Origin of the sequence: Nitrosococcus wardiae (genome assembly GCF_004421105.1) — a bacterium.
Lineage (GTDB): Bacteria > Pseudomonadota > Gammaproteobacteria > Nitrosococcales > Nitrosococcaceae > Nitrosococcus > Nitrosococcus wardiae.
Map to the genome: position 1 here is coordinate 814,397 of NZ_CP038033.1, position 26,306 is coordinate 840,702.

Annotated in this window: 19 protein-coding genes; 13 read left to right on the plus strand and 6 right to left on the minus strand. The window is 49.1% G+C overall.

Features of this window, described 5'->3' with window-relative positions; all coding sequences use genetic code 11:
- Positions 1-130: 130 nt before the first annotated feature.
- From gpmI to E3U44_RS04055, 12 genes are all read left to right on the plus strand, one after another.
- Entirely contained in the window at positions 131-1,684 is a 1,554-nt protein-coding gene (gpmI, locus tag E3U44_RS04000) for a 2,3-bisphosphoglycerate-independent phosphoglycerate mutase (RefSeq protein WP_134356775.1), read from the plus strand.
- 495 nt (positions 1,685-2,179) lie between these two features.
- Positions 2,180-3,505 (plus strand): S41 family peptidase, encoded by a 1,326-nt coding sequence (locus tag E3U44_RS04005; protein ID WP_134356776.1) that lies wholly within the window; start codon positions 2,180-2,182, stop codon positions 3,503-3,505.
- Between the two features lie 109 nt (positions 3,506-3,614).
- Complete coding sequence (locus E3U44_RS04010) at positions 3,615-4,175, plus strand: DJ-1 family glyoxalase III (RefSeq protein ID WP_134356777.1); 561 nt, start codon at positions 3,615-3,617, stop codon at positions 4,173-4,175.
- Positions 4,176-4,270: 95 nt separating this feature from the next.
- On the plus strand, positions 4,271-6,484 hold the full coding sequence (locus tag E3U44_RS04015; RefSeq protein WP_134356778.1) for a primosomal protein N': 2,214 nt from the start codon (positions 4,271-4,273) through the stop codon (positions 6,482-6,484).
- 99 nt (positions 6,485-6,583) lie between these two features.
- Positions 6,584-8,341, plus strand: coding sequence for an arginine--tRNA ligase (gene argS / locus E3U44_RS04020; protein WP_134356779.1), 1,758 nt, complete (start codon positions 6,584-6,586; stop codon positions 8,339-8,341).
- Between the two features lie 3 nt (positions 8,342-8,344).
- On the plus strand, positions 8,345-8,950 hold the full coding sequence (locus E3U44_RS04025) for an SPOR domain-containing protein (RefSeq protein ID WP_134356780.1): 606 nt from the start codon (positions 8,345-8,347) through the stop codon (positions 8,948-8,950).
- 235 nt (positions 8,951-9,185) lie between these two features.
- Entirely contained in the window at positions 9,186-9,563 is a 378-nt protein-coding gene (locus E3U44_RS04030) for a 4a-hydroxytetrahydrobiopterin dehydratase (protein ID WP_134356781.1), read from the plus strand.
- Between the two features lie 8 nt (positions 9,564-9,571).
- Positions 9,572-10,840 carry a formylmethanofuran dehydrogenase subunit B gene (locus E3U44_RS04035; protein WP_134356782.1) on the plus strand — a complete coding sequence of 423 codons (1,269 nt, stop codon included), beginning with the start codon at positions 9,572-9,574 and terminating at the stop codon, positions 10,838-10,840.
- A gap of 43 nt (positions 10,841-10,883) precedes the next feature.
- The gene (locus E3U44_RS04040; RefSeq protein WP_134356783.1) at positions 10,884-12,551 is read left to right on the plus strand and encodes a formylmethanofuran dehydrogenase subunit A; all 1,668 of its coding nucleotides are present in this window, start codon (positions 10,884-10,886) and stop codon (positions 12,549-12,551) included.
- The gene (gene fhcD / locus E3U44_RS04045) at positions 12,548-13,444 is read left to right on the plus strand and encodes a formylmethanofuran--tetrahydromethanopterin N-formyltransferase (RefSeq protein WP_134356784.1); all 897 of its coding nucleotides are present in this window, start codon (positions 12,548-12,550) and stop codon (positions 13,442-13,444) included. Before E3U44_RS04040 ends, fhcD begins: the two co-directional genes overlap by 4 nt.
- A gap of 90 nt (positions 13,445-13,534) precedes the next feature.
- Positions 13,535-14,359 carry a formylmethanofuran dehydrogenase subunit C gene (locus E3U44_RS04050; protein ID WP_134356785.1) on the plus strand — a complete coding sequence of 275 codons (825 nt, stop codon included), beginning with the start codon at positions 13,535-13,537 and terminating at the stop codon, positions 14,357-14,359.
- Positions 14,360-14,704: 345 nt separating this feature from the next.
- Positions 14,705-15,712, plus strand: coding sequence for a class 1 fructose-bisphosphatase (locus E3U44_RS04055; protein WP_134356786.1), 1,008 nt, complete (start codon positions 14,705-14,707; stop codon positions 15,710-15,712).
- Between the two features lie 138 nt (positions 15,713-15,850).
- On the opposite strand, the gene E3U44_RS04060 is transcribed toward E3U44_RS04055, so the two are convergent.
- Complete coding sequence (locus tag E3U44_RS04060; protein WP_134356787.1) at positions 15,851-17,548, minus strand: multicopper oxidase domain-containing protein; 1,698 nt, start codon at positions 17,546-17,548, stop codon at positions 15,851-15,853.
- Between the two features lie 317 nt (positions 17,549-17,865).
- On the opposite strand from E3U44_RS04060, the gene E3U44_RS04065 reads away from it, so the two are divergent.
- On the plus strand, positions 17,866-19,050 hold the full coding sequence (locus tag E3U44_RS04065) for an acetyltransferase domain-containing protein (RefSeq protein WP_134356788.1): 1,185 nt from the start codon (positions 17,866-17,868) through the stop codon (positions 19,048-19,050).
- Positions 19,051-19,145: 95 nt separating this feature from the next.
- Here the strand turns inward: E3U44_RS04065 and E3U44_RS04070 are convergent, their stop codons facing one another.
- The 5 genes from E3U44_RS04070 to recF all read right to left on the minus strand — a co-directional run bounded on the left by E3U44_RS04070 (position 19,146) and on the right by recF (position 26,294).
- Positions 19,146-19,826, minus strand: coding sequence for a (5-formylfuran-3-yl)methyl phosphate synthase (locus E3U44_RS04070; protein WP_134356789.1), 681 nt, complete (start codon positions 19,824-19,826; stop codon positions 19,146-19,148).
- Complete coding sequence (locus E3U44_RS04075) at positions 19,823-20,407, minus strand: DUF447 domain-containing protein (protein ID WP_134356790.1); 585 nt, start codon at positions 20,405-20,407, stop codon at positions 19,823-19,825. Before E3U44_RS04075 ends, E3U44_RS04070 begins: the two co-directional genes overlap by 4 nt.
- The gene (locus E3U44_RS04080; RefSeq protein WP_134356791.1) at positions 20,394-21,806 is read right to left on the minus strand and encodes a DUF6513 domain-containing protein; all 1,413 of its coding nucleotides are present in this window, start codon (positions 21,804-21,806) and stop codon (positions 20,394-20,396) included. Before E3U44_RS04080 ends, E3U44_RS04075 begins: the two co-directional genes overlap by 14 nt.
- An 894-nt stretch (positions 21,807-22,700) precedes the next feature.
- The gene (gyrB, locus tag E3U44_RS04090; RefSeq protein ID WP_134356792.1) at positions 22,701-25,118 is read right to left on the minus strand and encodes a DNA topoisomerase (ATP-hydrolyzing) subunit B; all 2,418 of its coding nucleotides are present in this window, start codon (positions 25,116-25,118) and stop codon (positions 22,701-22,703) included.
- Positions 25,119-25,142: 24 nt separating this feature from the next.
- The gene (gene recF / locus E3U44_RS04095; protein ID WP_240761727.1) at positions 25,143-26,294 is read right to left on the minus strand and encodes a DNA replication/repair protein RecF; all 1,152 of its coding nucleotides are present in this window, start codon (positions 26,292-26,294) and stop codon (positions 25,143-25,145) included.
- Between the last annotated feature and the right edge of the window lie 12 nt (positions 26,295-26,306).

The following is a 26,306-nucleotide window of genomic DNA, read 5'->3' on the forward strand; positions in this document are numbered from 1 at the left end:
TCATTTTTTAAAAGCGGCTTATTATACACGGATATTAGAAAACCATGTATCATCATGCCGCGCTTAAGCTAATTAAAATCTTTTGCCATCGCTAGAGCAAACTTGAGGACGTACTAAATAAACAACCGCTATGTCGATATCTCCTAGACCTTTGACCTTAGTCATCTTAGATGGATGGGGCTATAGTGAAGAGACAACTTCCAACGCTATTCAGGCTGCGCACACCCCTGTCTGGGATACCTTATGGAATCATTATCCCCATACAGTGATCCGAGCTTCTGGTGCCGAAGTTGGCTTACCCAACGAACAAATGGGTAACTCTGAAGTGGGCCACCTTAATTTAGGTGCGGGGCGTGTCGTATATCAGGAGTATACACGAGTCAATCGCGCTATCCGCACGGATTCCTTTTTTACCAATCACACGCTTACTGAGGCCGTTGATAAAGCTGTCCAATCAGATAAAGCCGTCCATATCCTCGGTTTGCTCTCTCCCAGTGGGGTCCACAGCCACGAAGAGCATATTCACGCTATGGTGGAGCTCGCCGTAAAGCGCCACTGTCATCAAGTCTATTTGCACGCCTTTCTTGATGGTCGAGATACAGCACCCAAAAGTGCCCAGGCCTCTATTTTAGCCATGCAAGCTAAATTCACTGAGATTGGCCATGGCCGTTTTGCCTCTCTTATTGGCCGCTACTATGGAATGGACCGTGACCATCGCTGGCCCCGTATTCAGGCCGCCTATAATCTTATTGCTGCCGGCCAGGCGGAATATGAAGCAGAAAACGCTGAACAGGCTTTAGCCATGGCCTACGAACGGGGTGAAACTGACGAGTTTGTCCAAGCTACCCGGATAGTACCTCCTGGCAAAGCACCCGTTCGAGTAGAGGATGGTGATGTGGTCATATTTATGAATTTCCGCTCCGACCGCGCACGGCAAATTACTCGCGCTTTCATCGAGCCTAACTTCACTGGCTTTAAGCGCACTTACTGGCCAAATTTAGCCCAATTCGTCAGCCTCACGGAGTACAGTAAGGACTTTGATATTCCAGTGGCATTCCCAAGTGAAAAGCCTAAGAATACCTTGGGCCAAGTACTTGCTGAATCAGGCCTGCGCCAGTTACGGATTGCAGAAACCGAAAAATATGCCCATGTGACCTTCTTTTTTAATGGGGGAAGGGAACAGCCTTTTGAGGGGGAAGATCGAATTCTTATTCCCTCGCCTCAAGTCGCTACCTATGACCAAAAGCCCGAAATGAGCGCAGTGGAGATTACGGATAGTCTGGTAGAAGCGATTGAGAGCGGCAAATACGATGTCATTATCTGCAACTACGCCAACCCAGACATGGTCGGTCACACGGGGAACTTCAATGCTGCAGTCAAATCAATTGAGGCCCTTGATCAATGCTTAGGGCGGGTATGGGCCGCACTCCAATCTGCCGGCGGCGAGTTAATTATTACCGCTGATCATGGCAACGCCGAAAAAATGTACGATGCCCAAAGCAACCAGCCTCACACCGCCCATACCCACAATGGGGTACCTCTTATTTTTGCGAGCAAACGATCCGCTATTGTCAGCGCCAAGGGTAGTCTCGCAGATGTGTCTCCAACCATGCTTTACCTGATAGGTATTGAACCGCCGCCTGAGATGAGCGAACACCGCTTGATCGAGCTACGGTCAGCATGAGATCCTGCCATGAGCTGTGGCGTTGAACGCTCTCACCCCAACAGGCCGTTTTACTGAATGGTTACGCAATTATAGGCTATTATTGTATAGTGGATTACGGGGATATAAATCCACCCCGATAAATTGAGAGGTTTCCACGTCAGGAGAGTTCTCTATATGAATATAGCTAGCCGTTTTTCAAGGTACTCGGGGATGGGGTCGATAGTAGAGAAGATGCTAATCCAAGGATTATAGCGGCGGATACCCGCAGATAGGAGTTTATTTTGCGCTTCGCTAGCAAGAGAAGCCGACCTTTCTCTATTATCCAGACTATGAAACCATCTTAATTTTAATGGTCAAAAGAGTAGAACAACCTACCCTCTATAGGATAGAGGCTAAACGACCTTGCTAGATAAAATCGGGATTATCAAAGCTATAAGGCACCATAAATTTAGCATCCGAAATATATCCTCGATCTGGCTGGATTAAGCGCTTTCTCGCAGGAACGATAGATACATGCCATTCTCAAAACGCGATTTATTGATAATGACCGTGGGTCTTATCTTAGGTGTAAGCCTGGTTTTTGGACAAATGGTCCTGGCTGAACGCTCGGAGGACGAATCGAAACCTTTACCTCTAGAAGAGTTACGGATCTTTTCAGAGGTATTTGGGCAGATTAAGCGTAGTTATGTCGAATTAGTAGATGACAAAACGCTAATTGAGGATTCTATCCGCGGGATGCTCGCTGGCCTGGATCCCCACTCTGCCTACTTAGACCCTGAATCCTTCAAGGAACTTCGCATTGGAACTTCCGGCAAATTTGGAGGGCTTGGTATCGAAGTTGGCATGGAAGATGGCTTTGTCCGTGTAGTTGCCCCTATCGATGATACTCCGGCCCAAAAAGCAGGCATCAAGGCGGGGGATCTCATCATCCGCATCGATGACACTCCGGTAAAGGGCATGAGCCTCAGCGAGGCAGTGCAGCGAATGCGCGGTAAACCAGGTACAGATATCGTCTTGACTATCATCCGAGAGGGTGAAGAACAACCTCTAAAATTCACCATCACTCGCGCCGTTATCAAAGTTAAAAGCGTTAAAAATAGGACTTTGGAAGAAGGTTATGGGTATATCCGTATTAGCCAGTTCCAAACCCAAACACCACCCAATGTTCAGAAAGCTATTGAAAAACTCAAAGAGGAAAATGGTGGGAAGCTTAAAGGTTTGATCCTAGACCTACGTAACAATCCAGGGGGGGTCCTTAGTGCTGCAGTAGAAGTTTCTGATGCCTTTTTAGAAAAGGGCCTTATTGTCTATACAGAAGGTAGAGATTTGGAGTCAGAACAGAGATTTCGGGCCACTTCTGGTGATATCCTGAACAATTCACCTATGGTAGTTTTGGTAAATGGAGGCTCAGCCTCCGCCTCAGAGATCGTCTCTGGAGCCCTTCAGGATCATCGTCGGGCAGTAGTAGTCGGCTCACGCACTTTTGGCAAAGGGTCGGTCCAGACTATTTTACCACTCACAGAAAACACTGCGCTGAAACTTACCACTGCCCGCTATTACACTCCCTCTGGACGCTCCATCCAAGCTGAAGGAATTGTCCCGGACATTGAACTTGAAAGCGTAAAGGTTTCAGCTTCTACTCCTTCTGATTTTAATCCAGTCAGAGAATCGGATCTTTCCCGCCACCTCAGCAATGGGAATAAAATGGAAGAAACAAAAGACAATTCACAAAAAGAAGACAATAAAAATTCCCTCGCTACGGAAGACTATCCTTTGTATGAAGCATTAAACTTACTCAAGGGACTGAGCATCCTAGCAGCAGGTCAACAATACCAATAAATACCGGGAACAGAGCAAGTCCCACATCTCAGGGTAGACCCGCAGTATGGAAATCAAAGGACAAGGAAGTCCTTAAGATCTTTTTAGCGGATGAAAAAGGAGGTCGCTAATGATCAAGGTTCTTATCCCCTTGGCCCAAGGTTGTGAAGAACTTGAAGCTATCACCCTCATTGACCTACTACGGCGCGCAGGAATCCAGGTCGTTACAGCGGGCCTTGATGAGCAGGTAGTGACTGCGAGCCGGGGTACCCGCTTGATTCCTGATACTTCCCTGGATAAAGTGGCTCAACAAGCATTTGATATGGTAGTGCTACCGGGTGGCCAGCCTGGGGCTGATAACCTCAATGCCGATCCTCGCATTCACGCCCTGTTAAAGCACACCGTAGAACAGGGAAAGGTCACCGCTGCTATCTGTGCCGCCCCTACCGTACTTGCGAATGCAGGACTGCTTGATGGCAAACGGGCAACAGGTTATCCCGGCTTCCTTGACAAGCTTAATTTACCCACCACCACTTTAGAAGACCAAGCCGTCGTTGTAGATGGTCCCGTTGTCACTTCAAAAGGGCCAGGAACGGCAATGGACTTTGCTCTTACTTTGATTGAACTTCTCGTTGGTAAAGAGACTCGCGACGAAGTTGAAAAGGCCTTACAACGTCCAGTGGGAAGCTAACCCGATAAAACTTATCCAGTTCTTTAGAAGATCACCCTCTACTTTCCGGTTTCCTTTAATCTCCTATCGGGCAAGCTAACGCTGCCAATGACCTGATGGCGACCCCTCCAACTATTCTGCGTCTGGCCATCCCTTCCCCCTTGCGGCGTTACTTTGATTACTTACCGCCAGCTGGAGTTCCGCGTCAACAATTGCAACCTGGCATACGTTTACAGGTCCCTTTTGGCAGACGCACGGTGGTAGGCATCCTCACCAGCATCGGCTCCCAAAGTCCAATCACTGCCGATAAGCTAAGGCGAGCCCAATACTGCCTCGACAAAACTCCTATTATTCCCCCCTCTTTGCTCCAACTCCTCACTTGGGCTACTGAGTATTATCATCACCCCCCCGGGGAAGTCTTTTTTAGTGCTTTACCTCAACACCTACGCCAGGGGAAACCCGCTGCCCCCCCTGTCTACCGACGGTGGTTGCTGAGCCCTAAAGGCCGCGCCGCTGAGTTAGCAACACTTAACCGAGCTCCTCGACAGCAGCAACTGGTAGAGCTACTACGCCCCCATCCAGAAGGCTTAACCTCATCCCAAATCAAGGAACAATTGGGTGCTTGCCAAAGTAGCCTTCGCAGCCTGATCGCTAAGGGCTGGGTGCATTCTCAAGAGGAATTCATCCACAGGGACAAAGAACCCTTGAAGGAGCAATTTCAACACCAGCTCAATGACGATCAGAAAACAGCCGTCACCACTATCCTCACTGCTCAACAACAATTTCAACCTTTCTTATTAGAAGGGGTAACTGGCAGTGGCAAAACAGAAGTCTACCTGCGGGTCATTGAAGAGATAATCACTCACAACCGCCAGGCCTTGGTGCTCATTCCGGAAATCGGGTTAACTCCCCAAATCGTAGAACGTTTTCGCCGCCAGCTTCAGGCTCCCATTGCAGTCTTGCATTCTGCCCTAACTGACCGGGAGCGTTTAGCCGCTTGGCTTGCCGCCTATGAGGGTAGGGCTGCCGTCGTTATTGGAACCCGCTCCGCCATATGGACTCCTCTCCAGCATCTGGGGATAGTTATTATTGATGAGGAACACGATCCTTCCTTTAAACAACAGGAAGGATTCCGCTACCATGCCCGGGATTTAGCCATCATGCGGGCCTACCAGGCTAAAATACCGGTCGTATTAGGCAGTGCGACCCCTTCCTTGGAAAGTCTTGATAATGTCAAGCGACGACGCTACAGCTTGCTACGGCTGTCACAACGGGCAGGCCCAGCGCAAACGCCAAGAATTCAATTAATTGATGTCCGCTCCCGTTCGCTGGAGGCTGGAATCTCTCCGGCTATGCTGGCGGCGGTGAAGCATCATTTAGGGCAAGGAAATCAGGCATTACTGTTTCTTAACCGACGGGGTTTTGCGCCCACCCTAATCTGCCACGAATGCGGCTTTGTCGTGCCTTGTCGCCGCTGCGACGCTTATATGACCGTCCATCAGCGCACCGACCGACTGCTTTGCCACCACTGCGGAGCTGAATATCCTTTACCCACCGGCTGCCCGCAGTGCAGGAACCCGCTCTTACGCCCACGGGGATTAGGTACAGAACAGGTAGAAGCTGGGCTTAAAACTTTTTTTCCGGAGGTTGAGATTGCGCGTATTGATAGGGATACCACCCGCCGAGTAGGGACCTTGAATGAAATGCTGGAGGGTGTTCATAGTGGAAAATATCGCCTCCTGATTGGCACCCAGATGTTAGCAAAGGGACACCACTACCCTAATATTACGCTAGTGGGAATCCTAGATGCTGACCAGGGTCTATTTGGCAGCGACTTTCGCGCCGGAGAGCACATGGCTCAACTCATTCTTCAAGTGATGGGACGGGCCGGCCGAGGCAATAAGCCCGGCGAAGTGTTGATCCAGACTCATCATCCGGGCCATCCTTTGCTGGCGGCGCTAGTAGACCATGGCTATCGACACGTAGCCGAGATACTTCTGGCAGAGCGCCGCCAAATCGGATTTCCTCCCCAGGGCTATCTGGCCCTGCTTCGCGCAAGAGCCGTGTCCCCTGCCGCTCCGATGATATTTCTTGAAATGGCGCGGGACCTGGCCGCAGAGTCTAATTTCCAGGGAGTAACCCTACTTGGGCCAGTACCCGCTCCCATGGAGCGACGGGCTGGCCGCTATCGCGCCCAACTTCTACTTCAAGGAAGTTCTCGCACCCATCTGCAACGATCATTGGCTGCCTGGGTACCCAAACTAGAACATCTTAAAGCAGCCCGGAAGGTACAATGGTCCTTAGATGTGGACCCGGTCGATCTCATGTAGGCCTCCACAAAAAGCAACTATATAAGCCCTTCTCGTTCGGCGGCAGCCAGGTTAGAATCTCCTGTTTTTCAAAAGACAATCACTAAAGAAGACCCTCTCTTGAAAGAACAACTTCGGAAATTTATTGCTACTGCCCTTTCCTCTTTACAACAAGAAGGGGTGCTGCCCCCTTGGAAGGTTAATGAAATCCAGGTTAAGCGGACTCGGGACAAACGTCATGGGGATTTTGCCAGTAATATCACCATGGTGTTGGCCAAGGAAGCACGGCAAAAACCGCGAGATCTAGCCGAACTCATTGTGAGCCGCTTGCCGGAACACCCTTGGGTGGAAAAAGTCGAGATAGCGGGCCCAGGTTTTATCAATTTCACCCTGGCTTTCCCCGCCTTTCAGGCTGTAGTTTCTCAAGTGCTAGATCAAAGGGAAAATTTTGGCTGCAGCAATTTAGGGCAAAATAAGCCGATCCACTTAGAGTTTGTCTCTGCCAACCCTACTGGACCTCTCCATGTCGGCCATGGCCGGGGAGCGGCTTATGGCGACGCTCTCGCTCGCTTACTCACCACTGTGGGCTATAAGATTCACCGGGAATATTATGTGAACGATGCTGGACGCCAAATGGATATTCTTGCCGCCAGCGTTTGGTTACGGTACTTAGAATTGTGTGGCGAGACTCTCCCCTTTCCTGCCAATGGCTATCGAGGGGGTTACGTTCGGGATATTGCCCAGGTTCTAAAGACTGAAGAAGGCGATATTTTCCATTGTCCTGGGCAAGAGATCACAGCCGGATTACCGCCAGATGCCCCTACGGGAGACAAGGAACAATACATTGACGCGCTTATTCAAAAAACCAAAGATCTCTTGGGAGAAAGGGGTTATCGGCAGATTTTTGATCGGGGGCTTAATTCGATTTTGGCAGACATCCGTGAGGATCTAGCTGAATTTGACGTCACCTATGACGAATGGTTTTCCGAACGCCATCTCATGGAAACCGGTGCGGTAGAGCAGGCGGTAGAACGGCTCAAGACTTCGAGCCATCTTTACCAGAAAGAAGGCGCGTGGTGGTTTCGTTCCACTGATTTCGGCGACGAAAAAGACCGGGTCGTCATACGGGAAAATGGTCAGCCTACTTATTTTGCCTCGGACATTGCATACCACTTGAATAAGCTGGAACGGGGTTATCCTAAAATAATCGACGTCTGGGGCGCCGACCATCATGGCTACGTGCAACGGGTTAAATCATCCCTCCAGGCCCTAGGTGCTGATCCCCAGCAACTAGAGATCCGGCTGGTCCAATTTGCCATTCTTTACCGCGGCAAGGAAAAGGTACAAATGTCCACCCGCAGTGGTGAGTTCGTCACTTTGCGAGAATTGCGCCAAGAGGTGGGAAAAGATGCAGCCCGATTCTTTTATGTCATCCGTAGCGCTGAACAGCATATGGATTTTGATTTGGAACTGGCCAAGTCCCAAAGCAATGAAAATCCCGTCTATTATGTGCAGTATGCCCATGCCCGTATTTCGAGTGTTTTCCGCCAACTTGAAGAACGGGGGCTTGCCTGGAATCCAAAGCAAGGCAGGGAACAATTACAGCAGCTTAATGAATCCCATGAGATAGCGTTACTGGACCGCCTCTCCTGTTATTCAGAGGTGGTTGAAGATGCTGCCACTCAAAGTGCACCCCACCTATTGGCCTATTACCTTATGGATTTAGCTAGAGATTTTCATACTTATTACAATGCCCATACCTTTCTTGTGGATACCCCTGAACTACGGAATGCGCGATTAACATTAATTGCAGCGACCCAGCAGGTCATAAAAAATGGTCTGACATTGCTGGGTGTCTCGGCACCGGAGGCCATGTAATCCATGCCCCCTAATACACGCAGACGACGCACTTCCTCTAGTCAAACACCCCCACGCTGGCCTTGGCTTATTGCTGGATTACTAGTTGGCGCCTTGATAATGTTTTTGCCTTCCCTCCAGAATTGGCTTCCCTGGATAAGGAAGAGTGCTGATCACACTCCTGCAATCGAAAATACTATCGAAGCCAAAAAAATCAACACAGAGCAGTCCCCACCACCCCAGTTTGAGTTTTATACTCTACTGCCCAAAATGGAGGTGGCGGTACCAGAGCCTAAACCTTTATCCCCTCAACAACAGCCAAAACCTCAACCCAAGAGACCCCCTGAACCCTCACCCACACCTAAACCATCACCTTCCAAATCGGTACCCTCGCAAGTTTATGTTCTGCAGGCAGGCTCATTCCGCAGTTATGCCCAAGCCGACCAACGTAAGGCTGATCTGGCACTGATGGGAGTAGAGGCCACCATTCAAACTGTGACCATCGATAACAACAAGACTTGGCACCGAGTCCGCATTGGCCCTAGCACCAATCTCCCCAATCTCCAGCGGATCCGCCGGCAATTGCGCAAGAATCAAATCGAATGCCAGATGTTTAAAGTGAAGTCCTAGGGAACCGCTGATTAATTCCTTCGTGAACCGATTTAAGTACCTACGAATAAAATATTGGTTCAAAGGCGCATAAGGCGCGGCTGCTATGGGTAAGCGGCGTAACATAGCAGCCGCGCCTGTGAGCTGTAGCTCTTCGAAGGACCAAGCGTGCGGGAATTAATCAGAGGTTCCTAATTTCTCTTGCTATAGGCTATGCTTATCAGCCTAGAGGAGACTGAATCCAAGGGAGGCCACTATGACTGAGCAAGTGAAAGAAAAGGCTTACACCGAAGAAGAAATTGAGGAACGGCTCAAAAAAGAACTGCCCCATTGGTATTACGAAAAAGGCTGGATCCGCAGGAAATACCGAACCAACAGTTGGAAAGGAACCCTAATGGTTATCAATGCGGTGGGTCATTTAGCAGAAGCGGCTTGGCATCACCCCGATCTTACTGCCTCTTACGCTTGGGTGGAGGTTAGACTCGTCAATCACCATGCCAAAGGTGTTACCGACAAAGACTTTACCCTAGCCAAAAAAATCGAAGAGGTCATTCAATGGCAACCGGCAAAAGAGGAGGGACCTCTAGAAGGGACCCCAGATGACCCTCGTTTTAAATACATTAAATACGACTAAAGAAGATCATGACCCGCCAGATCCAGCCTGGAGTCTGGGATGAGGTCCCCAGCCCATTTTGCGGCATTGCTGCTGATGACCTTAAGGTGAAGGTGGAAGGCAATCGGCTCATTGTTCTAGAGAACGGCTGCCCGGTGACCCAACCCGCTTTTGAGCAGAAAATAGGCGAGAGTACCCCCCAGATTCAGGGTAAAGCAACCCACTTAGAAGCAGCGATCGCGCGCGCTGTTGAAATTCTCAGTCAAGCGAAATTACCCCTGATATCAGGGCTTGCTACTGATGTGGAAGGAATCCGGGCCGTATTAGCTCTCGCCGATCGTTATGGGGCAGTGGTCGATCACATGGATTCCGAAGCGGCCCTGCGCAACATTTTGGCTCTTCAGGACAGCGGTTGGATAACCACAACCCTCAGTGAAGTGAAAAATCGGGTCGATCTCTTGCTGGTAGTAGGCAGCGATATTGAAGCCCACTTTCCCCGTTTTTTCGAACGCTATATCTGGAACCCGGAAACACTCTTTAACCAAGACACTGCTCAGCGAGAAATTATTTATTTAGGCAAATCGCCCAGTGGACAGGCGGCCTACGGACCTGATGGCCGTGCCCCCCTAGTCATCCACTGTAAACAGGATGAACTTCCAGAAGTGGTGGCCGCGCTGCGGGCCCAAATAGCTGGCCATCTCCTCCAAGCCGAGGCGGTAGCAGGAATTGCCATGGAGGAATTAGCCGCTTTAGCAGATAGATTAAAGCAAGCCCAGTATGGCGTGGTGGCGTGGGCTGCAGGACAGTGGACTTTCCCTCATGCCGAACTCACTATCCAAATGCTCTGTGAATTAATCATGGCCGTAAATAAAACGACCCGCTGCTCGGGGCTTCCTCTAGGCGGGCAGAACGGTCAGATCACAGCTAACCAAGTCTGCACCTGGCAGACGGGTTATCCTGTACGTATCAGCTTTGCCCGAGGTTACCCTGATTATGACCCCTATCACTGCAGCTCTGAACGTCTACTCGAATCAGGGGCGGCGGATGCCTTGGTGTGGATCTCGGCCTTCGATCAAGGCCGAACTCCCCCGGCGACTTCTATTCCCACCGTGGTATTGGGGCGAGCTGGCATGGCCTTTACCCAAGCGCCAGAAGTCTTTATCCCCATAGGCACGCCGGGGATCGACCATCCGGGGCATACCTACCGCAGCGACAATGTTGTCGCCGTACCCCTACGTCAATTGCGGCAATCAGGGCTTCCCAGCACCGCCAAGATTGTTAACGCCATGCTCCAATAAAGTCGTTAATTTCATCGCCTGCCCGACGGGAGGAAGGCCCACCATGCTCATCAAACTCACTGGCGGCACCATCTACGATCCTATGCATGGAATCAATGGCGAAGTTCGTGATATTTATGTACGCGATGGCCGCATTGTCGACTCCCCCGGTGATCTCCCTATCGACCAGAACTATAACCTGAGCAATAAAATAGTCATGGCTGGGGCTATTGATATGCATACCCATATTGGTGGGGGGAAAGTCAATATCGCCCGCACCCTGCTACCGGAAGACCACCGTGCTGATCCGCTAGCCCGTACTGATTTATTACGGGCTGGATGCGGACATGCCGTCCCCAGCACCTTTACTACCGGTTACCGGTATGCAGAAATGGGCTATACGGCAGCCTTCGAACCCGCAGTATTGCCTACGAATGCCCGTCAGGCCCATATGGAGATGGGGGATATTCCCATCGTGGATAAAGGCGGTTATGTCTTATTGGGCAGTGACGACTATGTGCTGCGGATGTTGGCAGCGAACAAGGACCAGAAAGCTTTTAACGACTATGTGGCCTGGACTTTGAAAGCAAGCCAATGCCTGGGGATTAAGGTGGTCAATCCCGGCGGCATCAGCGCCTTCAAATTCAACCAACGCAAGCTAGATCTCGACGAACCAGGTCCCTACTACGGCGCCACGCCGCGCCAGGTCCTGCTTCATCTTGCCCGTGCAGTACATGAGCTAGGCGTTCCCCACCCCCTTCATGTCCATGGCTGTAATCTGGGTGTGCCGGGCAACATAGAGACCACTTTAAATACCATCCAGGGGATTGAGGGCCTTCCCATGCATCTTACCCATGTACAATTCCATAGCTATGGAACTGAAGGTGACCGCAAGTTCTCCTCCGGGGCAGCCCAAATCGCGGAAGCAGTGAAGGAGCACGCCAATATTACTATTGACGTCGGTCAGATTCTCTTTGGACAAACTGTTACGGCTTCAGGTGACAATATGCGCCAGTATGCTGGCCACACCCATGCCCGCCCCAAGAAGTGGGTCTGCATGGATATTGAATGTGATGCAGGCTGCGGCATTGTTCCTTTTAAATACCGGGATAAGAGCTTTGTCAATGCCCTACAGTGGGCCATTGGTCTAGAAATCTTTCTTTTAGTGGATGACCCTTGGCGGGTATTCCTCACCACCGATCATCCTAATGGCGCACCCTTTGTCACTTACCCCCATCTCATCCGATTATTGATGGACCGTAGTTTCCGTAATGACATGCTAGCCACTATCCATCCGGATGCTGCCCTAGCAAGCACTCTAGGCGCTATTGACCGAGAGTACTCCCTCTACGAAATCGCCATCATCACTCGGGCCGGAGCCGCTAAGCTACTTGGCCTTTCAGACCGGGGGCATCTGGGTGTTGGGGCGGCAGCCGATATCACCGTCTATACGGAACATGAAGACAAAGAAAAAATGTTCTCTAAACCCGACTATGTCTTTAAGGACGGAGAACTAGTGGTTAAAAATGGAGAGATCGTCAAGGTGACCTGGGGAACCACTCACGTGGTCCGGCCAGAGTTCGATAACGGCATAGAAAAAGAGCTTGCTAGCTACTTTGATCGTTATCTTTCCATGAAGCTTAGCAATTTTAAAATAGACGATGAAGAAATTGTTCACCCTGGACGGGGCCGTATTCAGGTGCATCCCTGTCATGGGGGAGCATCCCAATGATCATCAACGGCGTCAAGATTGACCCCTCTTTTGCTGAAGCTTTCCCCATGAAAGCCACCCGGGTCATTATTACCGCTCAAAATCTCAAGTGGGCCCATCATTCGGCTCAAGCCATGACGGGGTTTGCGACTTCAGTAATTGCCTGCGGTTGTGAAGCAGGCATTGAGCGTGAATTAGCCCCTTCTGAAACCCCGGACGGACGACCCGGGGTTGCCGTTTTGATATTTGCTATGGGAAGCAAAGGATTGGCCAAGCAGCTTGAAACCCGGGCTGGTCAATGCGTGCTCACTTCACCCACTTCCGCTTTATTTGCCGGAATCCAGGAGGGTGAATCCCTTCCCCTGGGAAAAAATCTTCGCTTTTTTGGCGACGGCTTTCAGATATCAAAACTGATTAATGGCCGCCGCTACTGGCGGGTTCCTGTCATGGACGGCGAATTTCTCACTGAAGAAACTGTGGGCCTGATCTCTGCCATAGGAGGTGGCAACTTTCTCGTTCTTGCCCAATCCCAACCCCAAGCTCTTGCTGCCTGCGAGGCAGCTATTGTAGCCATGGAAAAAATTCCCAATGTCATTATGCCCTTTCCCGGCGGCATAGTTCGCTCAGGCTCAAAAGTAGGTTCTAAGTACAAGGGGCTGAATGCCTCCACCAACGAAGCTTTTTGTCCTACCCTAAAAGGGCAAACCCGAACTGAGCTTTCGGCCGAAATTGAATCGGTGATGGAAATCGTCATTGATGGTCTTTCTGAAGAAGACATCCAAAAAGCCATGCGCGCCGGAATCTCCGCCGCCTGTAGTCTCGGAGCCCAAAATGGGATCTCTCGCATCAGCGCAGGTAATTACGGTGGTAGACTTGGTCCCTTTCATTTTCACCTCCAGGAAATCATGGCATGACGAATGGCTTAGCAGCAGAATGACCCAGTTACAGAATGAGTCTTTCTTTTTGCCGATATCCCATAGGACGATGGTTTATGGAAATCTCCCATGAATATGCTGACTCTAACTTTGAAAACTACTCCTCCCCAGGGGGTGGATGTCTCCCCGCTTACTCCAGAAAATTTAGCAGACCTCTCTAAGGCTGAAATAGGCTCTATTGCCTTGATGACAGGCAATCGCCGCCTACGGGTAGATGAACTCTTTGAGATTTCCGGGGACAATACCAAGCACCTAGTTTTCACCGGCGAAACTGCCCTGCTTGATTACCTAGGTAAAAATCTTTCTGGCGGCCAAATCGAGGTCCAGGGTCCTTGCGGTGCCTATGTAGGCATGGGCATGAATACTGGTCAAATCCATGTCCGCGGCAATAGCGGTGCTTTTGCAGGCTGTGAAATGGGGGGAGGATTACTCCGAATTGAAGGTAATAGTGGTGATTTCCTAGGCGCTGCCCGACCTGGTAACAAAATTGGCATGTGGGGGGGAACAATCATTGTCACTGGAAATGTGGGCGCCCGTGCTGGAGACCACATGCGTCGGGGAACTTTGCTTATCGAGGGAAACGCAGGTGATTACTTGGGCTCACGCATGTTAGCGGGCACGATTGCGGTGTTGGGGAAAACTGGAATTTATCCAGGATATGGTATGAAACGAGGGACTCTTTTGCTTTGGCAAGCCCCCTCTAAGTTGAGCACAACATTTAATGACTGCGGCTATCACACGCTAGGTTTTTTACCCCTCATGCTGAAATCTTACCAGAGTCTGGAAACCCGCTTTACCAACCTTACTAAAACGGATCGGGTCCATCGTTTTTGCGGTGATATGGCCACTTTGGGCCATGGTGAGATTTTGATCCAGATCCAAGAAACTGCTTAAAAATATACTCTATTAATGCTCACATGGAAATCTTATTTCCTGTTGTTGGTATAATAGCGCCTTTTTTGTACCCCAAATGGACATGGCAACCCTCCCCAATCTGGCCCTAAAAGCAGACTACTCCTACAGCTGGGCCAAAATCTAGGGGCAACATTTGGGCAGAATAACAATATCTTTGGGTATAACGTTCGATTGAGCAGGGATACATTTCCCTATGTCAGTGTCAACTCAACCCACTGTTATTTGGATTCTGACGATTTAGCTCAGGGTATACAGCCCTTTCTCCGTCTATTTTCCATTAAGTTTTTTTGTTTTTCGCTAAACACGTAAGAGGGTAATTAATTTATGCATAGTGGTACCTTTTTAACTCAGTTCATTCTCGAGGAACAACGCAGTATTCCCAATGCTACAGGCGATTTTACTGGGCTGCTTAACGATATCGTGACTGCCTGTAAAACTATCTCCCACTTAGTTAACCGTGGTGGTCTCATCGATATACTGGGGACTGCGGGGACTGAAAATGTCCAAGGTGAAGGCCAGAAAAAGCTCGATGTGATCAGCAATGAGGTCATGGTGAAGTCTCTGGAATGGACGGGACATCTAGCCGCCATGGCCTCAGAAGAAGTTGAAGGTATCATTTCAATTCCTAACCAATATCCTAAGGGTAAATACCTTTTGCTTTTTGATCCTTTGGATGGCTCTTCCAATATTGATGTCAACATTTCGGTAGGAACCATCTTCTCCATCCTACGCTGTCCGGATGGAGTGCCTGAGCCCACCGAGAAAGATTTCCTACAACCGGGTACCCAACAAGTTTGTGCTGGATTTTGCATCTACGGTCCTACCACTATGATGGTGTTAACGACCGGCCATGGCGTCAATGGTTTCACCCTAGACCAGGACATTGGCGAATTTATCCTTACCCATCCTAATATGACCATCCCGAAGGATACCGGGGAATTCGCCATCAATATGTCTAATCAGCGTTTCTGGGAAGCACCGGTACAACGGTATATTGAGGAATGTATACAAGGGAAGGAAGGTCCCCGAGGCAAGAATTTCAACATGCGTTGGGTTGCCTCCATGGTGGCAGAAGTCTACCGGATTCTAACCCGAGGCGGGATTTTCATGTACCCCTGGGATAGCCGGGATCCAAGCAAACCTGGCCGATTGCGTTTAATGTATGAAGCCAATCCCATGAGCTTCATCGTGGAACAAGCTGGTGGTGCCAGCTCCACTAGCCAACAGCGAATTTTAGAAGTAGAGCCGGAAGGTATTCACCAACGAGTACCTGTCATCCTCGGCTCTAAAAATGAAGTGGAACGGGTGGTAGCTTACCATAAAGAAGCCTAGCTTCTCTGCATAGAAGAAAATTTTTATTGGCTAAATTGGTCCCCATGGGAGATATTTCCACGGGGACCAATATCCTTTCCAATTACGTCTTCTACCCTTTAAAGTTCCAAGAAGAGCTCGGACTTAAATGAAAATGCCTTACTTTTCTGCTTTTGCCATATGCCGAGTATGACTAGCACGTCTTTTAAATGCGCCCATTACAATCACAATCCCCCCTAATAGTAATCCAGCAAGAAAAGTTAATAATAGAGAGCGGATACTGACGAAGCCCACTACAAGTTCAGGATCACCTAATATGCCTGCTTCGTCATAGCTACTCCAAGCCGGTACTTTTCTTTCATAGAACGCTTTAGAGAAAAACGGCTTGATATCTACGCCATGGAGTAGCGGCATATAATTTTCACCCAGATAGGAATGATAAACGATCAAGGTAATCCCTCCTCCTGGATACATCCCGTCCGAAGTCAGCGCCTTCTCTTGGTGATCGTGGAACATCCATACCCCTTCGCCGAAGCTATGCAAACCATCATCAATGGTAGTGAGGACTAAATCCAAGCGCTGGGCTGGACTGAGATCAGCCACATCCCGCGTAATCTGAGCCTCCGGGTTATGCTCTATCCCATCGTAATGGGTGATTCTCATCCTGTGCCCATGGCTATGGATAGCAATGTACTTATCGTCTCCCCCATTGGCCAGACGCAATTTGATACGCTCATTGGCATTGACAACGATAAGTGATTCTCGCAACGTATAGGGAAATGACTGCCCATTGAGCAAAAAGTAATCAGGGGTACCCTCAGTCATATCATAGCCGCGGGTGGTGGCCTTGGCGATCAAGCGGGGATCATTTGCTGTTTTGATTAAATTATTAAGATCCTGGTCCACCTCCTGGTAGATTAGATCATATTCGCGATCGTAATTTTCTTTAACGGCCACGGAAGGATGACGTACCTGTCCTGCTCCCACATTTAAGGTTTGGACCCAGTTATTGGGGCGATTCTCTTCCACAACGAACATCCCCATTAGCCCTAGCATGACATGGACAGGTGCCTGTTCATGGCAGTGATAAAGCATGGTGCCAGTCTGTCTTGGCTTCATTTCATAAACAAAACTTTCGCCAGGCATCACCGGGCGGTGGCTGGTCTCTGGCACCCCATCATTACCTTTGCCCATCCCATTCATGTAAGGATGATCGACCCCATGAAAATGGATCGTGTGAGGCAGATAATGGGTATTTTCTAGGATTATTCTGATCATATCCCCTGCTTCGACCCGGATGGTGGGGGAAGGTAATCGCAATAAGGGGTTAGCCTTCAGACTTTCGAAGTTTTCAGTAGACATGCCGTGGGTTTTAGGGACAAAGGCCCAAAAACCAGGCTGAATACCTGGAGCAATGAAATAACCAGGAATAGGTTCAGGATAGTCGGGGGAACGTCCGTTTAATTCGGCCACTTCAAGCCGGATCTCAATAACATCTGGGTCACCGTCCCCATCCGAGTCTTTCCCCTTAGTGACGGCATCCATCGCCAATCCTGATTCCATCAAAGTATCATGGGAAATATTGTTAGTGCCTTTCACAAAAGCAGCCACTAAAGCAGGATTATCTGGGTTACAAAGAGAGGATTCCTCTATCTCAACCTCATCAATAATCTGGGATTTCCGCCATAGGGGATCCACTTCCGGACACAGAGGTTCTGTTTCCAACTTTGACAGATCAAATTTGGCGGTAGGAGGTGGAGATTGATAAGCGGTTTTTCTAAGGGGGAAGGCAAGCAGCGCAGCTCCAAACAGGGTAACGCCCAGGAAAAATACCACCAGAAAACGGCGTGAAACCATCTTTGGTTTAACCTCATAAAGGTTCGACCAGCTCATCGAACCGATGGATTATTACAATTTTCAGGTTCCCTCAGGAGAGAGCTGATTCCTGACGGTGGGTGATTTTGAAAAGACCTGCTCAAGCCAGGTAGTGACTAATTAGTCACTACCTGAAAGTCATTAGTTCCAGGCGATTTAAAAGTTTATTAAAGACAAATGTCCCCTTAGTTCAGTCACCTGATAGCTTTCAAAAGATCAAAAAGATAAACTTTTTGTGGAAACTACGACTCTAGATAAAAAATAATTGCCCAAAAGGTGGGCCGAAGAGGGAGCCAGCATTGAGTCAGTCAGGACTCTTATCAGCCACTGCACCCCGCATCGTCTCTGTGGATCTCATGCGAGGAATTGTCATGGTCATCATGGCCATTGACCATGTCCGTAATTTCTTCAGCCCCTTTCCTTACCCACCCGAGGATCTTGCCCAAGCCTCTGCCGGATTGTTTTTAACCCGCTGGATCACTCACTTTTGTGCGCCAGTGTTTATCTTTCTGGCTGGAACCAGCGCCTACCTCTACCGCCGCAACCGAAGTTACTCCCATCACGAGCTAGCATATTTTCTAGTCACCAGAGGGCTATGGCTTATCTTTATTGAGTTATCAGTTATCAACCTCTCCTGGACTTTCGGCTGGTATCCCTATCTTTTTGTTCAGGTGATTTGGGTCATCGGTTGGTCAATGATCTACTTAGCCGGAATGCTCTATCTGCCGTTTTGGTTGTCCATGGGAATCGCCCTTGCAATGATAGCGGGTCATAATCTACTCGATCCCATCCAAGCCCAACAATTCGGCGACTGGTCCATCCTCTGGAACATCTTACATGAAATGGGAGGCCAGCCAGTTTCAGTTATCAATTACTTTTTTGTCGTCTATCCGCTGATTCCTTGGCTTGGGGTAATGGTGGCAGGCTATGGCTTTGGTCACCTCGTGATCCTGCCAGCCGACCGCCGCAATCCTCTCCTCTATAAACTTGGCCTAGGATTAGTTGCCGCTTTTTTTATTCTTCGCGGCTTCAATCTCTATGGTGACCCGGAGCCCTGGCAACCCAGTGAGCGCGGCCTTCTGTTCAGCTTTCTTGAGATTTTGAATACCGAGAAGTACCCACCATCACTGGCCTATTTATTGATGACCTTAGGCCCAGCCATTGCTTTGCTACCCGTGATTGAAAAATGGCGTGGACGGCTCGCCGATGGAGTGAAGGTATTCGGGCAGGTCCCCTTTTTCTACTACCTCGTGCACCTACTCTTCATCCACACCCTGGCGATGCTTTGGATCAGATGGACATTTGGTACTTGGGATCGACTGCGGTACCTCTCCCACTCTGGCGACTTTCCGGAAAGTTATGAACCCAGCCTGCTGCGGATTTACCTAGTGTGGATTATAGTAGTGGGAGCACTCTATCCCCTGTGCCGATGGTATGCTCATCTCAAAAAACGTAGCCAAAGCTGGTGGCTGAGCTACCTCTAAATTTTCCTTATCCCCCTAGCCCCTTGAGAAAAATTATCCAACTCAATTTGGGGAAAGCCAAAATCTATTAAAAGGTATTTCTTTTGAAATTATTGTCAGCGCCTATTCAAAGCGCGCTTAAGCAAAACAATAGCCTTTGGATCAAGGCTAGATTGCCGCTGCCCAGCACAGCATAAAGCGCTGCGAAATCCCAGATAATCAGCTCCTAAAGGCAGCAGCTTGGGTATATCCTCAAAACTAAGGGAACCTGCTAAGCCGCTCACCAGACCACCACTGCGAACTGCTTGAACGAAGCCACTCAGCTCAGCCAGTGACAGATGGCTGAGCAAATTGCGGCCATCTTTAGTGGCCGTATCCAACATGGCTCCTGTAAAGCCTGCCTGTTGCATCAAGGATATCCAAGAAAAGTTGGGCTGTTTGTCGGCAAACATTACTCCCACCAAAGAAACTCCTTGAACTGCCAACGGCTGCAGTGCCACTAGGCAATCAGGTACCCGGCCATCGGGGAACAAACCAATTTTCACGTAGTTCACTCCCGTGGCTGCAATTTGTTCCACGGCGTGGCAAATGGGTGCGGGTTTCATGGAGAGATCACCGATAGTGGCACTAGTAGGACAACGACCTCCAATCAGTCCGACAGCTTGGCAAATGGTTTCTGAGGGTAGAGCCCCCAAAGCCCCTTCTTTGGGTTCCTTAAGATCAATGATGTCAGGCCCTTCCGCAAGCACAGTGGTGACCTCTTCCAGATTACGAACACTGACCAGCCAGCGGTTCATGACTTTATTTCTTCCCCACGATAATGTTGAACCTGTTCCATCAACCATTCCCAAGCTTCCCATTCGCGAGGCCCTGCAGCCTTGTCAACAGCAATTTGGAGATATTTCAATTCTCTTTCAATCTTATCGAAAGGTAAGAGATGTAAGCGGCTTACCAGCACGGCGGCTTCGATAACGGCGCCTTGAGCCCGGTTAAAGCCACGAAAAGGCCTATGGTTCGCTTCGTGTACAACCCGGCAATAAAAATGAGCTCGAGGATCCCTGTCCTGCAATTGAGTCACCCGCAGTTCACTATGGGCCAAAGCCTGTACCAGGACACCCCCGTAGACATGGGTGGCCACCTGGGTAGGCCAATGGCGCCGACCCGTAACCGAGCCCGCAAATACCCGGACATCGTCTGTGTAGTTAACTACACACTCAGGATGGCGGAATAAATTATTGTAGGTGGTAGAGGGCTTGAAAGGAGCCACGATAAAATTGCCTTTCTCTTCCCAAATGCCCATGGGTGCTGCATGAATCTGCCCGTCTTCACTTAAGGTGGTAACAATAACCTCATGGATCTTGCTCTCAAGCCTTGCCATTGCCCTCCCCCCGCTTAGAGTTCTGCAGCGTGGTACCAGGTGGCTTTTGCTCCAAGAGATCTTCCGCCTCTCCCTCATAGGCACAACCCCAATCTAGTTCTTCATCCTGGCTGTAATGCTTACCTAATTGCCAGGCAATCTGTGCCCGTGATAGCTCCACCCCCAGATAAAAGGCATGGCCTGCATCTTCTGTCACGGCAAGATGGGGAAATAAATCAAAGGGATCTTGAGCCCTGTGAATACTATCCCGGTTAAAAATATGGATTCCTTCCTGACTGATGCGGATACGGTAACTGGGATCTTTAACTCGGGCTGCCAACTCAGCAATCTCTTCAGGAGAATCGGGGAAAGGCCGCCGCTCATGGAGACATAGCAGCCCATCATCAATATTCTGTGGCAGGGCATTGTTTTCCCGTGCCGCATACATGATACGGCGGGCAAGATCTGCCTCCCGGACTGCGCGCCGAGCATGGGAACTCACTTCTGTGGTTAGAATCGCACTGATTCCAAGTTCAGAAATAATACCAAACAGAATGGCGTTAATCCCGGTAGTATCGGCATCTGTTAGCTCCGTCAGATTACCTACCCCCATCAGGAGGGGCGCTTGGGGATAGCGACGACGCAGTTCATGATAACGGGCTAGGGAATCCATGAAGCCAAAATGGATAGGTTCCAAAATGGGATCAGCAAGCCAAGTACGCCCCTGTTTGTCCAGGCTTTCCATCGCCCGCTCCAAGGAAGATAAATCCCCTCGTGCAGCTGGGACTAGAATAGGAGTAGAACCTACTTCATCGGTAATATAAAGGGTTTTCTCAGTGAGGCTCAATAGATAATCTGCTCCCGCTTTTCCCGCGCGGATCAAATCCTTTGGCTCCAGGGAATCGGCACTTAAACAATATCCCTCCGCCTTAAGGGCCTGAATTGCCTCTTCTAGGTGGCCGAAGGGTTCACTTGGAAAAAAACCCAGATCGATAACATCGGCACCACAACTTCGATAGTAGGCAGCCCGGTCTAGAATACCCTGGACTGATTGCTGCGGAGCATCCACGATTTCAGCAAAGAGACATACATCGTATCGACTGAGATCGGGGGCTGGACCGCTGCGACCAAAGTAAGTAGGAAGCTCATTGAGCTCATTTGGCCCTCGCTCCACAGGCAATTCCAGTATTGCGGAGAGTTTTTCTAAATCACCGCGGCAACGGCCTGGTACCAAAATCCGGGTGGCTTCACCGGTTTCCGTCAAGCGGCGTTCGACCATTTCTGCCGTCATTAAAGCAGCAACACTCAACCCCAGTTGCTTCACAGTGTAATCAAAATCCACCGGTTCCATACTCTTGAGGATTTTGCGCAAGCTAGGCTCAGCTAGTTTTCCAGTAAGAAAGAGGATATGTTCCCTCACTAGCGGATCTCTCAGAGGCTTTTCTCTATTTTAGTCATTGGGGGTACAGAACCTAGGAAATGATCTATTCAGAACTATCATCCTAAAAACAGCAATTGAAGGTGCCCAAATATACGGCGAGCCCTCTGAATGGCAAGGCATGAAGACGCCGCAGAGTCCCCCCACAGGGAGAAGCAAAACTGTCAGCGGCTAGAAAATCGGCATTCATCGTACCTTTCCTATGCAATTGGCTGAGGTTACCTTAATAAGTACCTATGAATAAAATATGAGGTGTTTTAGGAACGAACCGGTGGTGTTCCGCAAACCCGTTTTTCCTGCCTAAAAAAAGGAGTTTGATGTGCACCCTTTCTGGCGCGCCCCCTGAGGGGCCTCCTGCGGATGTCCCGATTCGCTCCCGGCGAATCGGGGCGGGGACTTCCCTGTCCCCTGGCTCCACGCCACCGGCTCGCTCCCGGAATATTTCAAAACTTTCACTGAGGTACTTAGAAGTCAGTCCTACTCACATTTGGAAACTATTGCTCCACGAAGTTGCTGCAGGCACATTTGATTCCCACCAACTGGAAACCAATGAACTCAGCCCATTGGTTCTTAGACAGACATTCAGACCACCCACGATGAGAATGTTTTTCCCTTGGTAGCTGCACCGTCTGTCTTTGGATAAGTCATGAAGGAACAGTGCCGCCTCGTGCCCAAGCAGTCCACCAACAAGCTAAATTGTTATATAAAAATATACGCAATCAGCTGGAGGGAAAACCACTTCAGGAATATCACTATCGTGACTATGGCTCACTGGTATCCTTGGCAAGATACGGTACTGTGGGGAACTTGATGGGAAATATTACCAGTTTTACTCTAAGATACTTTTCAACTAATAATCTTTGCTTATCTCTTAAACTAAACATCAAGGTGGGCCACATTTAGCGCATTAGCTTCAATGAAATCTCGTCGTGGTTCCACGTGATCTCCCATTAAAGTAGTAAATATTTCATCTGCCGCAATGGCATCCTCAATTCGAACTTGACTGAGACGCCGGGTAGCAGGGTTCATCGTGGTTTCCCATAATTGCTCTGGATTCATCTCTCCAAGCCCTTTATAGCGCTGTACGGTTTGACCTCGCCTAGCTTCTTCCATTAACCACTTGACCGCTCCTTGAATGCTGTTAACTGATTGTTGCTTATCATTCCGTTGGACATAACTTTCTGCCTTAATAAGTTTGACTAAAGGCTTCCCTAACTCCTGAATATGTTGGTAATCAGGAGAAGCAAAGAAATCCATGCTAAAACGCTGATAGGCGGTTACTCCATGGCGGGTAATCTTCACTTGGAGAATGGGTACCTGATTTTCAGCGGGTGTTGTGACCTCAATCTCATAACGTACGCCATCTCTTGCTGCGCTATTCGCCCGCGACTCTAGCTGAGTAGCCCATGCCTCTAACCGCTTAACTTCTGTCATCAGCTCAGTAGACACGATATCAAGATATAACGTTTGATCGAGCAATAAAGAATCATACCGCTGAGAAAGTCGCTCAATAGCGCCTTTCAATTGAAAATAATCGGTTACCAGGGTTAACAGGGCTTCCCCCTCAATGGGTATTGCGCCCGGCTCGGAATAGATTTTTGCATTCTCAATCGCTAAGTTGATTAAATAATATTCCATCTCAGCGTCATCCCGGATATACCGCTCTTGCTTTCCTCTCTTGATCTTGTAAAGAGGAGGTTGGGCAATATAAATATGGCCACGCTCTACCAATTCAGGCATCTGGCGGTAGAAGAAAGTGAGCAACAGCGTGCGTATGTGGGACCCATCAACGTCGGCATCTGTCATAATAATAACCCGATGATACCGTAACTTATCAGGATTGTATTCTTCCCGGCCAACACCACACCCTAGCGCTGTAATAAGAGTAGCCACTTCTGCAGAGCTTAGCATTTTGTCAAAACGGGCTTTCTCCACATTCAGGATTTTGCCCTTAAGAGGAAGGATAGCCTGGTTTTTACGGTCACGTCCTTGCTTAGCAGATCCCCCTGCTGAATCGCCTTCTACCACAAATAGTTCTGAGAGCGTTGGATCCCGCTCTTGGCAATCTGCTAACTTCCCCGGCAATCCTGCCATATCTAGAGCTCCCTTCCGGCGTGTTAACTCTCTGGCTTTACGAGCAGCCTCTCGGGCTCGAGCGGCATCTATCATCTTGCCGCCAATAGCTTTAGCGTCGGCAGGGTGCTCCAATAAGAAGTTTTGAAAGTATTCTGAAACCAAGGCATCTACCACTGGTTTAACCTCCGAGGAGACTAGTTTTTCCTTGGTCTGGGAGGAAAACTTCGGATCTCTTACTTTTATGGAGAGAACTGCCGTCAATCCTTCCCGAGCATCATCTCCCGTTGTGCTAACTTTGGTTTTTTTGGCTAACCCCTCTCTCTCAATATATTGATTCAACGTTCGGGTCAGAGCAGATCGAAAGCCAGCCAGGTGTGTGCCTCCATCTCGCTGGGGAATGTTATTCGTAAAACAGAAAAAATGCTCTTGATAAGAATCATTCCATTGCATCGCCAGTTCCACGACCACGTCATCCCTTTCCCCTTGGAAGAAAAAAACATTATCGTGGAGAGGAGTCTTATTTTTATTAAGATGCTTTACAAAAGCTCGTATTCCACCCTCATAAAGAAACTCTTCTTTTCGTTTGGTACGCTCATCCTCTAATAAAATACGAACTCCAGCGTTAAGGAAGGCTAGTTCCCTTAATCGTTTGGCAAAAATATCGAAGTTAAAAACAATGTTGGAAAAAATCTTAGGACTTGGCGAAAACCGAATTGTTGTCCCACTGCGCTCCGTGGTGCCCACGGCCGTTAAGGGAGCCTGTGGAACTCCATCACAATAGTGCTGTTGGTATATCTTGCCATCCCGGTGAATCTCTAAAAAAAGAGTAGAAGAAAGAGCATTAACGACGGATACTCCTACCCCATGCAATCCACCAGAGACTTTGTAGGAGTTGTGGTCAAATTTCCCCCCCGCATGCAATACGGTCATAATGACCTCAGCTGCAGAACGCCCTTCTTCATGGTGGACATCGGTCGGAATCCCCCGTCCATTATCGGAGATAGTCACACTGTCATTGGAATGCACAATGACACTAATTTCATTACAAAATCCTGCCAGGGCCTCGTCGACAGAATTATCCACCACTTCAAACACCATATGATGGAGTCCAGTACCATCATCAGTGTCCCCGATATACATGCCAGGGCGTTTACGGACAGCATCCAACCCTTTTAAGACCTTAATATGAGATGAATCGTAGGCGGTGTTGGCTTTCATTGTTGCTCCTAAAGTTATTCTTTATTATACCATTTTTTTGAGTTTTCCCAGTTCCACGTGGAACTGTTGGGCATCGGGATAGGCCTTCAATTCATTATCTAGTGTTTCTACAGTAGTAACAAAGACTTGGATCCCTAATTGGTTTAGCAACGCCAACACCCGGCTTCGATGATCTGCATCGAGTTCTGAGGTAAAATCGTCAATCAGAAAAATACAATGTTGTTCTTTAATTTTACATAATAACTCTACCTGACCCAGCGCCAGGGAATAGCAAAACACCTTCTGCTGGCCTCTCGATAGGATATCCCTAACATCCTTCCCACCTGCATAGAATGCCACCTCTGCACGATGGGGGCCATATCGCGTGTAACCTGCCGCCCGATCATAATCCAGGGTGGCTTTCAGGATTTGTCCTAAAGTGGTAGTACGGCTCCAACCTCGCTTAAACTCCATAGTAACAGGCCTAAGTTGGTGGGCTAAGACCGCAAACAGTTGAGAGACGTTGTCTTGCAACTGAGAGAGGATAGCTTCTCGGAAAGAGGTCACTTGCTCTCCATAAGTGGCAAGTTCCTTATCCCAGGCATCAATTTCTCGGCGCCAACTCGGCATCTGGGTTTTTAATACATGATTCCGCTGCTTAAGCGTCCGATGATAGCGCCACCATAAATCACGGAAATTAGCTTCCAAGTGAAACAGCCCCCAATCAAGCCATTGTCTACGATAGCGAGGTCCTCCATCGAGTAGGATATGGCTATAGGAGGACATATAAAGCAAGGGTAATAGGGCAGCTAGTTGGGAACGCCTCTTTACGGTGTTTCCATTAATACGGGCCCGAAAACCGGTAGAGTTGAACTCTACTCCTACGACCTGGGAAGCGTCTGTGGCTTGCTTCACTCTAGCCACAACGCGGAGCGATTTCATGTTACCCCGAACAACCGAGGCCAATTGAGGACTACGGAAAGAACGTCCCAACCCCAGCAGATAAATAGCTTCTAAGAGGCTAGTTTTACCACTGCCATTGGCACCTGTAAAAATATTAAGGCCTTTTGCGGGATAAAACTCAATGTGCTCTAGGTTCCTGAAATTGCGTATATCGAGATGAGCAATATGCATTAAACAGGCTAGAAAGGTGGCCGATGAATGAAATAAAAGGTGAGCACAGGGGCAATCAACCACTATTTTTCCAAA